Source organism: Kamptonema formosum PCC 6407 (assembly GCF_000332155.1).
Taxonomy (GTDB): Bacteria; Cyanobacteriota; Cyanobacteriia; order Cyanobacteriales; family Microcoleaceae; genus Kamptonema; species Kamptonema formosum.
Genome location: NZ_KB235903.1, coordinates 2,418,085 through 2,430,493, shown reverse-complemented (window position 1 = coordinate 2,430,493; position 12,409 = coordinate 2,418,085). Strand labels below are relative to the sequence as shown.

General features: G+C 41.0%; 13 protein-coding genes. 6 read left to right on the top strand and 7 right to left on the bottom strand.

The window, feature by feature from the left end; genetic code table 11:
* Positions 1 to 55 precede the first annotated feature (55 nt).
* Positions 56 to 2,848, top strand: coding sequence for a malto-oligosyltrehalose synthase (gene treY, locus OSCIL6407_RS0115585; RefSeq protein ID WP_007357093.1), 2,793 nt, complete (start codon positions 56 to 58; stop codon positions 2,846 to 2,848).
* A gap of 99 nt (positions 2,849 to 2,947) precedes the next feature.
* Here the strand turns inward: treY and OSCIL6407_RS0115580 are convergent, their stop codons facing one another.
* From OSCIL6407_RS0115580 to OSCIL6407_RS0115570, 3 genes are all read right to left on the bottom strand, one after another.
* Positions 2,948 to 3,199 carry a type II toxin-antitoxin system Phd/YefM family antitoxin gene (locus OSCIL6407_RS0115580; protein WP_007357092.1) on the bottom strand — a complete coding sequence of 84 codons (252 nt, stop codon included), beginning with the start codon at positions 3,197 to 3,199 and terminating at the stop codon, positions 2,948 to 2,950.
* 163 nt (positions 3,200 to 3,362) lie between these two features.
* Positions 3,363 to 3,902: a GIY-YIG nuclease family protein gene (locus tag OSCIL6407_RS0115575; RefSeq protein WP_007357091.1), complete on the bottom strand. Its 540-nt coding sequence runs from the start codon at positions 3,900 to 3,902 to the stop codon at positions 3,363 to 3,365.
* A 148-nt stretch (positions 3,903 to 4,050) separates the two neighbouring features.
* Positions 4,051 to 4,383 carry a hypothetical protein gene (locus OSCIL6407_RS0115570; protein WP_007357090.1) on the bottom strand — a complete coding sequence of 111 codons (333 nt, stop codon included), beginning with the start codon at positions 4,381 to 4,383 and terminating at the stop codon, positions 4,051 to 4,053.
* A 142-nt stretch (positions 4,384 to 4,525) separates the two neighbouring features.
* Between OSCIL6407_RS0115570 and OSCIL6407_RS0115565 the strand changes: the two genes are divergently transcribed.
* Complete coding sequence (locus tag OSCIL6407_RS0115565; RefSeq protein WP_007357089.1) at positions 4,526 to 5,200, top strand: hypothetical protein; 675 nt, start codon at positions 4,526 to 4,528, stop codon at positions 5,198 to 5,200.
* Between the two features lie 143 nt (positions 5,201 to 5,343).
* Here the strand turns inward: OSCIL6407_RS0115565 and OSCIL6407_RS0115560 are convergent, their stop codons facing one another.
* The 4 genes from OSCIL6407_RS0115560 to OSCIL6407_RS0115540 form a co-directional block, all read right to left on the bottom strand.
* Positions 5,344 to 5,613 carry a hypothetical protein gene (locus OSCIL6407_RS0115560; protein WP_007357088.1) on the bottom strand — a complete coding sequence of 90 codons (270 nt, stop codon included), beginning with the start codon at positions 5,611 to 5,613 and terminating at the stop codon, positions 5,344 to 5,346.
* Positions 5,614 to 6,238: 625 nt separating this feature from the next.
* Complete coding sequence (locus OSCIL6407_RS0115550; RefSeq protein WP_007357086.1) at positions 6,239 to 7,423, bottom strand: heterodisulfide reductase-related iron-sulfur binding cluster; 1,185 nt, start codon at positions 7,421 to 7,423, stop codon at positions 6,239 to 6,241.
* A gap of 129 nt (positions 7,424 to 7,552) precedes the next feature.
* Entirely contained in the window at positions 7,553 to 8,599 is a 1,047-nt protein-coding gene (locus tag OSCIL6407_RS0115545; RefSeq protein ID WP_007357085.1) for a heterodisulfide reductase-related iron-sulfur binding cluster, read from the bottom strand.
* 12 nt (positions 8,600 to 8,611) lie between these two features.
* Positions 8,612 to 9,316 (bottom strand): 4Fe-4S dicluster domain-containing protein, encoded by a 705-nt coding sequence (locus OSCIL6407_RS0115540; protein ID WP_007357084.1) that lies wholly within the window; start codon positions 9,314 to 9,316, stop codon positions 8,612 to 8,614.
* Between the two features lie 361 nt (positions 9,317 to 9,677).
* Between OSCIL6407_RS0115540 and OSCIL6407_RS0115535 the strand changes: the two genes are divergently transcribed.
* The 4 genes from OSCIL6407_RS0115535 (at position 9,678) to OSCIL6407_RS0115525 (ending at position 12,251) form a co-directional block, all read left to right on the top strand.
* On the top strand, positions 9,678 to 11,006 hold the full coding sequence (locus OSCIL6407_RS0115535) for an NAD(P)/FAD-dependent oxidoreductase (RefSeq protein ID WP_007357083.1): 1,329 nt from the start codon (positions 9,678 to 9,680) through the stop codon (positions 11,004 to 11,006).
* 579 nt (positions 11,007 to 11,585) lie between these two features.
* Entirely contained in the window at positions 11,586 to 11,792 is a 207-nt protein-coding gene (locus OSCIL6407_RS37820) for a PIN domain-containing protein (RefSeq protein ID WP_007357082.1), read from the top strand.
* Between the two features lie 31 nt (positions 11,793 to 11,823).
* A complete protein-coding gene (locus OSCIL6407_RS38330) occupies positions 11,824 to 12,009 on the top strand; it encodes a PIN domain-containing protein (protein WP_407635883.1) in 186 nt (61 codons plus the stop codon).
* Positions 12,006 to 12,251 carry a hypothetical protein gene (locus tag OSCIL6407_RS0115525; RefSeq protein WP_007357080.1) on the top strand — a complete coding sequence of 82 codons (246 nt, stop codon included), beginning with the start codon at positions 12,006 to 12,008 and terminating at the stop codon, positions 12,249 to 12,251. Before OSCIL6407_RS38330 ends, OSCIL6407_RS0115525 begins: the two co-directional genes overlap by 4 nt.
* Positions 12,252 to 12,409: the final 158 nt, after the last annotated feature.

Below are 12,409 nucleotides of genomic sequence, written 5' to 3'. Positions count from 1 at the left end.
ATTGAAGCAAAGGTACGTAGTTACGCTTTAGCGCTCTTAAAATTAAGGTAAAACTATGCAAATTCCCATCACCACCTACCGGATTCAATTTCATGGAGGGTTTAACTTTGAAGCTGGTAATGAAATCGTTAGTTATCTTGCAGACTTAGGAATTACTGACCTTTACGTTTCACCCATTTTTAAAGCGAGAAAGGGCAGCACTCACGGCTATGATGTTGTTGATTCAAATCACTTCAATCCTGAACTAGGAACATCAGAAAACTTTGAAGAACTGGTGAGTAAACTTCAGGAACGCGGCATGGGATGGGTACAGGATATTGTTCCTAACCACATGGCCTATGACACTCAAAATCTGTTGCTCATGGACGTACTAGAAAACGGTCATGATTCCGACTATTTTGACTACTTTGATATTGAATGGAACCACCCTGATGAAAACCTTAAAGGGCGAATACTTGCCCCTATGCTAGGCAATTTTTATGGAGATTGTCTGGAAAATGGCGAGATTCAGCTCAACTATGACGAAGGTGGTTTAAGTGTTAATTATTATAGCCTAAAACTGCCCATCTGTCTCGCATCTTATACCAAATTTATTACTCATAATTTGGGTCGCCTTGCCAAGGAATTAGGAAGACGGCATCCTGATTTTATCAAGTTACTCGGTATCCTTTACCTGATCAAAAGTGCGCCTTCCGAAACCAAAGGCAAAGAACGATACGACCAGATAGCTTTTGTCAAGGGTCTTCTGTGGGAACTTTATACTCAAAATCCATCAGTGAAGGAGTTTATTGATAAAAACATTGAATCGTTTAATGGGGAAAAGGGGAATCCAGAAAGTTTTAATCTGCTGGATAGTTTGCTCATGGATCAGTTCTATCGCCTATCTTTCTGGAAAGTAGGAGCCGAAGAAATTAACTACAGACGCTTTTTTACTGTGAATGAATTAATTTCTGTCAAAGTTGAAGAACTCAAGGTTTTTCACAGAACTCATGCTCTAATCTTCCAGATGGTTGAAGAGGGAAAATTTACCGGACTGAGAATCGATCACATTGACGGACTCTATGACCCAACAGAATATCTAAAACGACTCAGAGAGAAAACTGGAGATATTTACATTACGGTTGAAAAAATTCTTGAACAAAAAGAAGACTTACCCTCTTACTGGCCGATTGAGGGAACGAGTGGATACGACTTTTTGAACTACGTTAACGGCATTTTCTGTTGCGGTGAGAACGAGCAACAGTTCACTGATATCTACTTCCGATTTGCACGAGTAAATACTAATTACGAACAGCTTTTTAAGGACAAGAAAGGGTTGATTGTTGAAAAGAATTTAGCGGGAGATGTAGATAATTTAGCTCAACTTCTGAAAAAAATATCCGGTAAATCCCGACACGGAAATGACTTTACTCGGCTGGGTTTAGCAAGAGCACTTAGTGCAGTTTTAACAATTTTCCCAGTTTATAGAACCTATATAAATCAGGACGGGTTGAGAGAATCAGATCGTACTTATGTAAAAGACGCGATCGCCAAAGCTAAGCAACAAGAACCGCGATTGCTGAAAGAACTTGACTTTATCGAAAATTTACTCTTACTTGAAGAAGAGGAAAGTTTGACAGCAGAACAAAGAGAGCAACAGCGTCACTTTGTAATGAAGCTTCAGCAGTTGACTGGCCCTTTGATGGCAAAGGGAATTGAAGATACTCTTTTCTATGTTTACAATCGCCTTTTATCTCTGAATGAAGTTGGCGGTAGTCCCAGTCATTTTGGTATTTCGCTAGCCGATTTTCACGAGTTTAACCGCAAGCAGCAGGAAGTCTGGCCGCATAAAATGAATGCTACAGCTACTCACGATACTAAACGTGGGGAAGATGTGCGAGCGCGAATTAATGTGCTTTCTGAAATGCCGGAAGAATGGGAAAAACAGGTGAAAGCTTGGAGCGAGATCAATCGTCCTCACAGAAAAAATCTTAAGGGTCGAATGGTTCCGGCTCCTAATGATGAATACTTCTTTTATCAAACATTGGTTGGAACTTTGCCGTTTGAGGGGATTGAAAATACTGACTTTATCGAGCGGATGAAACACTTTATGATTAAGGCCGTCCGTGAGGCTAAAGTTCATACTGCCTGGTTAAGGCCGGATAATGATTACGAGGCAGCTTTTATGGCTTTTGTTGATAATGTTCTGGAGCCTTCCGAAGAAAATCAATTTATCAAGGAGGTTATGCCTTTTTGGAAGCGGGTTGCTCAATATGGAATTTTTAATTCTTTATCGCAAACGCTGCTAAAAGCCACTGCTCCCGGTGTGCCTGATTTTTATCAGGGTACTGAGTTCTGGGATTTCAGTCATGTAGATCCAGATAATCGTCGGCCGGTTAATTTTGAACATCGTGTGGCGGTTTTGCAGGAGATTAAGGAGAAAGCTCAGGCGGATATTTTGAAGCTGATTGAGGAGCTGATTGTGACGCGGGAAGATGCCAGGATTAAGCTATTTTTGATTGCAAAAGTTCTGGAGGCAAGAAAACAATATGAGCAAGTTTTTCAGGAAGGAAACTATCAGCCGTTAGAGGCGATTGGTAAGTTTAAGGATCGTGTTGTGGCTTTTGCTAGAACCTATGGAGATAGGACGATTGTGACAGTTGCTCCTCGCTTTTTAACGACGCTGATTCAGCCAGAAGAAATGCCGCTCGGTGAAGAGGTATGGGGAGATACTAGCCTTGAATTTGCAGGGGAAATACCGTCTGTTTGGAAAAATGCTATTACTGAGCAGATGATTAAAACAGATGGTAAGTTAGCAATTGGTGAGGCTCTTAAAAATTTTCCGGTGGCTCTGCTGATTAGTCAATAGGTAGATGGGCGTGAATTAGAAGGCGATCGCACTTTTTAGAGAGTGCGATCGCTACTTATTTCAATTACTATCTAATCACCGTAATGAGTTCTAGCAAAGTTAGCTAAATACTCGATCCATTTTTAAAGCTTCACCTTTCTTATATTGTTCGCGTGACTCTTCAATATCAGATAGTAAGTTTTTGTCTTGGAGCAACTCTGAAGTTTCCATCCAAGCTTCTAACTCCTCTTGGCTAATTAAAATGAAACTTTTATTTTCCTGAACGATGACAACGCCCCCTGGTTCCACAGTGGCACGTTCGATTACTTCGTTAAAGTTATTTTTGGCGTAGTCTGCTGTAACGTGATACATTGTTTTACCTCTAGCGATGTCTCTATTTTATCTGATTTGCAGTCTTGAACGTATTTATGTCATTGCGAAGGCGAGTGCCTGCGCGTAGCGCTTGACTAGGCGCAAGCAATCCCCAACCCTTGCTAGACCGTTAAATTCCGTAAGTCCTACTTGAGATCGCGCCTTACTTCAAATCCAGTAAACCGCTGGTTTTCAACTTAGGATTAAAGCGAATTTCCTCTGTTACGCCACGCGATTTTAGAGAGGATAAAATTTCGGCCTCTACTCGCCGCGCGACATTTTTCAACAACTTATCTTTAGCAATTTCATCAATTGCTATACTTTCATAACTCGCTAGTTCTTCAACAGTCATAGCGGGTTTGACATCGATCGGATCGTTCCACTTAGCTTGCTCAGAATCATTGCCAGCAGGTATCAAACCATTCTCGGCAATCCAAGCATCTCGGATGTTTTCTAAAATGGTACGATTTGGGCGTTCAATAGTTTGGAATTTTAACCAGTGACAGCGTTGCGACTGGCGCACTAAATGCTGTTTGAGGCTGAGATACATATCGCGAGAATAGCCAACAAATTGTAGAACTTTCTCGCTGTCAAAAATCGCATATACTCCAATTTTTCCCTGTACGCTATTAGGAACTAAACCTTCAGCGTTAATGTAGGGTATAAATTCTAAGCTGGCGAGGGATGGTATTTCGCTTGTCATTGTTGATAAGGAAGAAGGAAGAAGGAAGAAGGAAGAAGTAATAGAAAAAGGAAAGGGGAATGTATGAAAAGGATCGGTTAGGTCTTTTTCAAAAAGGGGATGTTTCCTGTGGTTTGTGTCCTCAAGAGAAACATTTTTTCTCTTTTTATTAGACTTGATTGTTAAAAACTCGATAAATTGCACAAAGGCGACTGGGTTTAAAGATTTTAGCTTTGAACATGAAGTTAGGGGGGACGTTAATAATTTGATAATCCTGCGATTCCCGATACTTCTCAAATTCAGCAGGCATCCCTTTCGGTGTTGCTGTACTGTAAGGAACTGGCTGGAAAATTAATTCTGTAAACTCGGCGCGATCGCAGTGCAATTGCTCGGTTACTTGTTTGAGAAAGTTTTCAGCCGTTAACAAAGTAAACAGTTCTGCTTTCGCGTCTGGTTCCAGGGTAAAATTGCTATCAAAGCTTTCGATAATTTTCAGACCCATTTTATTTTTATCTCCTTAGTAACTACTGGGGGATTTAAGGGATGGGAGCGATCGCTATAGTTGAATTTTGACGCGATCGCCCTTCTCGATCCCCAAATTGCCTCTATCATGTCCATAATGCAATCTACCAGACTATCAAGCCATGCAGAAAATTGAGAACTCATCTTTTAAAGCTGTAAGCCACCCCCTCAGCCAGCGAAACTGGCTAGAAGTGGCGGAATACGCATCTGTTGCTGGTTCAGCCATTGGTACGTTGACGGCGGTACTATCGGGTCAATTTATCTATGCCGCTGCTCCCTTAACTCTAGCTCTGTCGCTGAATTTGGCCAATCGGCAACGCTTCGAGGAACAGGTACGGGAAAATGCTAACTCTGCGATCGCGGACATCCATACAGTTGTAGAATCCATCCACCGCCAAGTCCACGCCATCCCGGAAAATTCGCAGGATATCGATGCTATCCTCTCTGACTTGCAACAGAAACTCCGCGTTTTGGAGACGAATGTACTGGGACAGCAAGATTGGGAAACTGTGAATGTCCGATTTTTACTAATGGATGAAAAGTTAACTGACATTAAAAATAATACCGCAGATTTGCCTAAGCGTAGCGGTGATACTTCTGATTTTAATGAGGTTAAAGCTTCTGTAAATCAATTAGAATACTTGACAAATCAACCCGCCAAAGACTTAACAGCACTAGAAGCACAGATTAACCGCTTGCAGGAGCAAGTTTCCCAACTACAGTACCAGAATAGAGAAATCATCAAACCATATTTGCAGCGCCTTACTCGCGCTGTTAAGCAATTGCAGGAAAATTGATCGCCCAGTTTTGAGGTAAGTGAGGTATGCTTGGTAATTAGGAATTAGGAGTTGGTAGGCGCATACCTCAGTTATTTGAGAAGTTCGGAAAGTAGTTTTTAAATCAATTAATTTGCAATTAGGAGCATCCCTTATTGACAAATCTACCAGCAATAAAACCTTTTCCCAGCTTTTTCGATCGCAATCGTTTGAATCGAACACTTTAACTTAGCGATCGCTAAATATAATTTCGATTGTTCCTCGTCAAATAGCCAGGCCGTTCGATCGTCCCGACAATTAATTACCAGCGTGTCGGGAGTAGCAAAGGCATAAATTACTCCCGGTTCGTCTAAGCTACTTAACGACAGGATTTGCTGCGCCAAATTTTGAGCATAAGTTACCTGTTCCAACAATATTTCAGCAATTGGATTCATGTTAACCTCTTGGATTTTTGGTTATGAAAAGTTCACATTTAAACTTCTGTGGGAAAGTTCAAAAGTTAAAAAACAGATGTTCCAGAAAATTTGGTGTTATTTGAAGCTGAGTTATATCATCCCCGTTTGAGACAGGGAAAGAATACTTCTGCCTATTTCTGTATTCTATTATACGAATTCCGATTAAAATAGCTCGGCTTAAAAAAAATTAACAAACTGCGGCGCGATCGCGGCTACTAATGCAAATTAATAGCATTACCTTTTGCTCAATTCCCCTGGGAGCTTGTTTTTATTGATAGAGTAGCGTTGCTGGTTCTACTTGAAAGGTAAGGAACGATCGAGCGATCGCTTGCCTGGAATTTTCTGGCAAGCTTCCGCAGATGCCCTGAGTGTCCAGGCAACAGGAGATATTCTGCTAAGTTGTTACGCATTTAATAGGTCACAGATACAAATAATAAATTTAAATGCGTAATAGCTTATACCAAATCCGGCTTTACTACCCCTTTTATTGTCATTGCGAGCGAAGCGAAGCAATCGCAGAGACTAGGTGATTGCTTCGCTTTGCTCGCAACTACGGATTATTGCTAATAAAGGGGATGAATAACCCGGATTTGGTATTACTTCCTCAATATCCTAGTTTTTTCAAAACAGATTTGGGTGAAACAATATGCTTATTCATTCCCAATTTTCCTGGTTTCATTCCCAAAGCCAATCCGATAATTTCGGTGATATAAATAACTGGGATATTGTAAGTAACATTGTACATTTTCTCGATATCAGCTTGCCTAAGTTCGAGATTAGTTGCACACAAAGGACAAGCCAAAACAATGCAATCTGCATCCAGAGATTTTGCCTCATCTAATAGTTTCTTCGTCAACTCAAAGGCTACCTCTTGCTTAGATACCAAAATCGGGCCGCCACAGCATTTAGTCTTTGACCGAAAATCGACAACTTCCGCACCACAAGCTTGAGCCAATCTATCCATAGACATAGGAAAAACCGGAGAATCCCAACCAGTAATATCTGCGGGTCGAGTCAACAGACAACCATAATAACAAGCGACTTTCAACCCTGTTAAAGGTCTTTTAATTTGACGGTAAATATCAAGATCGTTAGCTAATTCAGAAAGCCGACCCCGCAGAAACTGTACTCCATACTTTTCTTGCGATGTTCTGTACAGTTCCTCATAACCGCGACCAAATACCCGAATATCCATATAAAGGCAGTAAATTTCACAATCGGGATTCTGTTCTTTAATCTCAATTCCTACCTTAATGGCATTCGTGCAGCAAACTCGCGAACAGTAATTATTATCAACCTTCTCATCACGAGAACCAACGCAATGAATCAGCGCTACTTTCTTGGGCACTTTCCCATTTCTGGTTTTAACGCTTTGTGCCTTCAGCATGGCATCTAGTTCTACCGAATTGATACAATTATCATAAACTCCGTAGCCATATTCTTCCTTCAAAGTTGCATCAAAATGCTTATATCCTGTCGAAACTAAAATTGCTGCTGCCTCAATTTGTTCTCCTCTTGATGTAGTCACTTGAAAATTAGGGGCAGAACCTTTAATCTCTGTCACCGTAGCATTATTTACAATTCTGGTATTCCCCAAACCAGCCTTGAGATTGGCGGTAATTTCCGCAGCATCGGTAAAATCAGGAAACACTTTATACCACTTGTTTAAATGTCCGCCAACTTCGGCTTGTTTCTCGATCAAAACTACATCATAGCCAAAGTCTTGCAGTTTTCCAGCCGCCGCCATTCCCGCAGGGCCACCACCAATTACGACTACTTGTTTGTTCATGTTTTTGACCTTTATAGTTAATTAAAGAAACCGGGTTTATTCGATTGGTTGAAAAGAAACCGGGTCGGGTTTCTGGTTAAGTTTTACCAGAAAACTTTGTTTCCTGGAAGAAACCAGGTTTCTCACCTCTTAAAATGGTCTTCGGCGTTGTTCGGCAGTCTTAGATTTGTCATAAGGAATGCCGATTTTATCTAGCAAAGGTTCGATTTCAACGACTTTCGCATTCAGTCCGCAATCCTTAAACGGGTCATAGCCTAACATTAACCCGGTCAATTGTGCGTAGTCCAAAACGCTGACGTTAAATTCTTCTTCCAAAACTTCTTTAATCGTTCCTTGTTCCGCATCCAAAAATACCGTACATCCGGGGCAATTGGTAAGGATCAAGTTACAATCGGGGTGAGCTTCTTTTAGACTTTTCATCTTCTTGTAGACGCTACTTGCGGTGTAGTCTCTATTTTCTGGAAAAGCACACTGGCGAAAACCCATGCCGCAGCAATGTCTTCTTTCTGGATAGTCAACAATTTCCGCACCAAAAGCTTCCAACATCCCTACTAATACTTCTGGAAACTCAGCACCACCCATGCACTCACTGGGAAATATTTTTCCGTAGTGACATCCGATGTGATCGACTGCTTTAATTCCCTTGAGACTATACTTGGCTTTAGCAGCTAATTTATGCCGATTGGCAAAAAACACATCGGAAGCATGAACAACAGATGGTCTACCCCCAGAAACATGAGGAATCCAAAACTCTCGTCCGGTGGTTTCTTTTAAGGTTTTTTCGGTGTATTCTTGTAACTCCGGTTCTTCTTCCCAGAGTTTGATCATTTCTGTGTAATTGGCAAAAGAAGTGACGCAGAATGAAAATAGATTATCGACACCTAATTCGTGATGGGCAATGGAAAAGTTTCGCGCCGCAACTACCATTTGTGTTTCCAAGTTTGATACATCTCCATGATAGCCAATTGCGCCACAGGAAGTATGTCCGGGTGCTTCCCGCAATTCCATGCCTAAATCGTTTTTTAAGATTTTATAGGCAATGCCTTCGGTATATGGTGCGGCACTTTGGAGAAAGCAACTGCGGAAACATCCCCACAATTTGCCGCCTTCATCATCTACTGTTGGAACTTGCTTTTGATGTTTTTCCCAAACCAGATTTTCTCTTGCTACTTTCACAATAATTTCTCCTTATTTATCGTCTATTTCGTAGTTTCTGCTATCAGCAGTTTCTACCCAGTTTTCCCAGTATTTTTCTACTTCTTCTTTGCTACCTAGTTTCTTTTCCATGCCTTTTTCTACGGCATCCATTAACTCAATCGCCCCGGTAGCCTTATAAATTGCCCGCAATTCTTCCATGTCCTTTTCGGGAATAACTCGGTGGGAACCTGCACTATTTTCGAGATCCATTGGCACATCCCACCATTCGCGCATTTCTTCTCGATGTTCGTAATAGTATTCCCAGTTTTCTCCGAGTTCTGGAAAGTGGGCAGGGGTGATATTTTCAGCTAACAAGGTATAGCCTCGTTTCAATACATTTTCCCCAAATACTCGCTTAGCAAATAATTGCTGTCTGCCTTTTTCCGACTCGGCAAAGTAACCGTGACGAACGGAAAGTCGGCGCAGGGCAAGAATAACTGAGGCGGTGCTATTGCCTCTTGTACAGCGCGTTTTGCAAGAAAAACATTGCCCGCAATACCAAATTTTGTCGGACTTAAGTAACTCTTCAATCCAATCATCAGATTCAGATTGGCAAATGTTCATCACTTCTCTAGGAGAGTAGTCATTAAACTCTGCTGCCGGACAAACTGCTGTGCATACGCCGCAGTTTAGGCAAGCATTCATGCCGTGTTGATACAAGATGTCTTGTTTAAGTTCGTTAAATAATTTGCCCATCAATTAACCCCCTCTTTTGAGTCGCTGAGGTTATGCCTCTTGTTCATTTATTCACTATATAACCATTTAATTATATTATCAAAGGGTTTTTAAATTAATTTTTAGGGGTAAACTAAGTAAAAATACTCAATACCTTAGAGCGCTAAAGGGTAACAACATATTGATTAAGATGCACCATGAGTACAGCAATATCGCCAACACAGACTGGCGTTAAAGATAATTTGGTATAAATCCTATTTATATTTAATGTGCATTTTGTAGGTCATAATTATAGGAAGTAGAGAAAAAAAAGAAATACTACCTTTACAAGAGTCCGCAAGCTGCAATGCTTGCGATCCCACAGAAAAAGGAAATCAACAAAATGGCAAAAGTGGTTGTAATTGGCGCAGGGTTAGGAGGACTTCCTACCGCTTATGAACTGCGACATCTGCTGCCGAAGGAACATCAGGTAATATTAATTTCCGATCGGCAAAAATTTACTTTTATTCCTGGGTTAGTCCAGATAGCACTGAATCTTAAATCCCTAGAACAAATTCAATTAGATATACCTGAGTTAACTCAGCGACATGGGATTGAATGGATATTAGGAAATCTCACCAATTTTGACCCGGAAACTCAACACATTACAGTTGAAGAAAATCGGATTATTGATTATGATTATGTGGCGATCGCGACAGGTGCTTCTTTTGCTTTTGATGCTGTCCCCGGACTGGGGCCGGATGAGGGTTACACTCATTCAGTTTGCTCGCCGGATCATGCTTTAGAAGCGCGAAAAGCTTGGCTAAAATTCTTAGAAAATCCCCGTCATTTGGTGGTAGGGGCAATGGCAGGAGTGAGCTGTTTTGGGCCAGCTTATGAATTTTTATTCATGGCAGAGTGGGAACTGCGGCGCAGAGGTTTGCGGGACAAAGTATCGATTACTTTTGTGACACCAGAACCTTACCTCGGACATTTAGGTTTAGATGGATTAAGTAACTCTCAAGAATTAACCGAAAACTTGATAAAAAAAAGAGGAATTGAAGCGCTAACTAACGCTCAAATTACCTCCGTTGATGCCGACGCGATCGCACTTGCTAGTGGGCAAAAGTTTCCCTTTGAATATGCCATGATTCTTCCAGCTTTCCGGGGAGTGAATTTTATTCACAAAGTACCGGGTTTGGGCAATGAAAAAGGGTTTATTCCCGTATTACCTACCTACGAACATCCTCAATTATCTTCAGTTTATGCCCTTGGTGTCAGCGTAGAATTACCGGAAAATCAAGCAATCTCTGGACTGGGATTACCCAAAACCGGACAAATGACAGAAGCAATGGGATTGGCAGTGACGCATAATATTGGTGTAAAATTAGGCGCGATTGCAGATAGTTTAAAAACAGCAACTTTGGAAGCGATTTGTTTTGCTGAATTTGGCGATACAGGCATTGTCTATGTTGCCGCCCCCGTCTTACCCGATCCAAAAACAGGTAAACGGCGTTACTCATACTCTTTGCAAGGACGCTGGGTTAACTGGGCAAAAGCAGCATTTGAAAAGTATTTCTTGATTAAAATGAAATTAGGTTGGGGGTTGCCTTGGTTTGAAATTTTGGCTTTGCGAATTTTATTCGGATTGTCGCTGTTAAAAAATTGCGATACAGTGGAATCTGAAGCAATGACTAGCACTCTGCTGTCACTCAGTGGCAGAAGAAAATAAAAATTCACTGTTTGTCAACAGGGTTAAAACTTACGCCACTCGATAAGAAAGCAAAGGCGTACAATTTGAGGATATTCGAGCCAGCTTTAAAGTATGCGATCGCACAAATTTAAGTTGGCGGTGATTCGGAGATTTGCTGTTGGAGTTGTTGCACTTGTTCAACCGATAAACCTGTCGCAGAAGCAATAATCTCGATCGTCACTCCGTTACTTAAAAGATTAACAGCAATCTCTCGTTACTTTCTTGCTTCTGCCCTAGCTTCTGCTTCTTCTTAAATAGAACGATAAATTACAGATTCTTGCATAATGTCCCTCCGCAGTAGACGATAAATGACTTCCTCCTCTAATCTTATTTCAGCTAAGATGGTATCGAATTCATGGCGAGTACGCTCTAGGGTAAAGCTGGTTTGGCGAAAGAGTGCGATCGCCTATCAATAAAAAAGTATCGCATCCACACACCTCATGGATCGCCCTGTTGGTCAAAAAAGATACTCGTGCGTCGGTAGATTATAGGACTAATTGCCAATTTTAGGTTTGCCGCGTTATTATCTAAACTAAGCAGAATTTTGTTAGTATACTCGTGCCAGAAATTGTTATTGATACCAATGTTAGTGTTGCAGGTTTGCGCTCCAGTCGAGGTAGTGCATTTAGATTACTGCAACTCATAGGTACTGGAATATTTGACATCCATTTATCTGTGCCACTTGTTTTAGAGTATGAAGAAGTATTGCTACGAGATACTAACAAATTTGTCAATTACACGATCGGATGTTGGAGATTGACTTGATTTCTACTGTTCGGTAGCAACGCACCATCAAATCTTTTTTCTATGGCGACCTTACTTACGCGACCCCAAGGATGACATGGTTTTGGAACTTGCTGTTAAAGCTCGCTGTGATAGTATAGTTACATACAATAATCGTGATTTTGTGGAAATCGATCGATTTGGATTGAAAACAGTTAAGCCAATAGAGTTTTTACAATCGATAGGAGTTTTGTTATGAGTACATTAAATGTTAATATTCCCGATTCAATTTACAAAAGTATGCAAGAACTAGCGCAACAAGATAATATTTCGGTCGATCAATTTATTGCAGCGGCAATCGCTGAAAAAATATCTGTCTTGATGAATGAATCCTATCTTCAGGAACGAGCAAATAGAGGAAGTCGAGAAAAATATGAATCGGTATTAGCTAAAGTATCCGATATTGAGCCAGAAGACTATGACAAGCTGACACAAGCTTAACATCTAAAGGCAAAGTTCGATCGCCTATCAATAAAAAAGCAAGTGCGATCGCATCTACACTCTTCATCGTTCGCCTATCAATAACAGGACTTACGCAACTGTCACAGCTTTCCCTTTTCTGACGATCTTGACTAACGTGACGAATTAGTACATCATGG

What these genes read in the sequence shown, in the direction of transcription:
- OSCIL6407_RS0115565 (WP_007357089.1), top strand. Translation starts at nt 4,526, where the DNA reads ATGCAGAAAATTGAGAACTCATCTTTTAAAGCTGTAAGCCACCCCCTC.
- OSCIL6407_RS0115535 (WP_007357083.1), top strand. Translation starts at nt 9,678, where the DNA reads ATGGCAAAAGTGGTTGTAATTGGCGCAGGGTTAGGAGGACTTCCTACC.
- OSCIL6407_RS0115575 (WP_007357091.1), bottom strand. Translation starts at nt 3,902, where the DNA reads ATGACAAGCGAAATACCATCCCTCGCCAGCTTAGAATTTATACCCTAC.
- OSCIL6407_RS0115525 (WP_007357080.1), top strand. Translation starts at nt 12,006, where the DNA reads ATGAGTACATTAAATGTTAATATTCCCGATTCAATTTACAAAAGTATG.
- OSCIL6407_RS0115560 (WP_007357088.1), bottom strand. Translation starts at nt 5,613, where the DNA reads ATGAATCCAATTGCTGAAATATTGTTGGAACAGGTAACTTATGCTCAA.
- OSCIL6407_RS0115570 (WP_007357090.1), bottom strand. Translation starts at nt 4,383, where the DNA reads ATGGGTCTGAAAATTATCGAAAGCTTTGATAGCAATTTTACCCTGGAA.
- OSCIL6407_RS0115540 (WP_007357084.1), bottom strand. Translation starts at nt 9,316, where the DNA reads ATGGGCAAATTATTTAACGAACTTAAACAAGACATCTTGTATCAACAC.
- OSCIL6407_RS0115550 (WP_007357086.1), bottom strand. Translation starts at nt 7,423, where the DNA reads ATGAACAAACAAGTAGTCGTAATTGGTGGTGGCCCTGCGGGAATGGCG.
- treY (WP_007357093.1), top strand. Translation starts at nt 56, where the DNA reads ATGCAAATTCCCATCACCACCTACCGGATTCAATTTCATGGAGGGTTT.
- OSCIL6407_RS0115580 (WP_007357092.1), bottom strand. Translation starts at nt 3,199, where the DNA reads ATGTATCACGTTACAGCAGACTACGCCAAAAATAACTTTAACGAAGTA.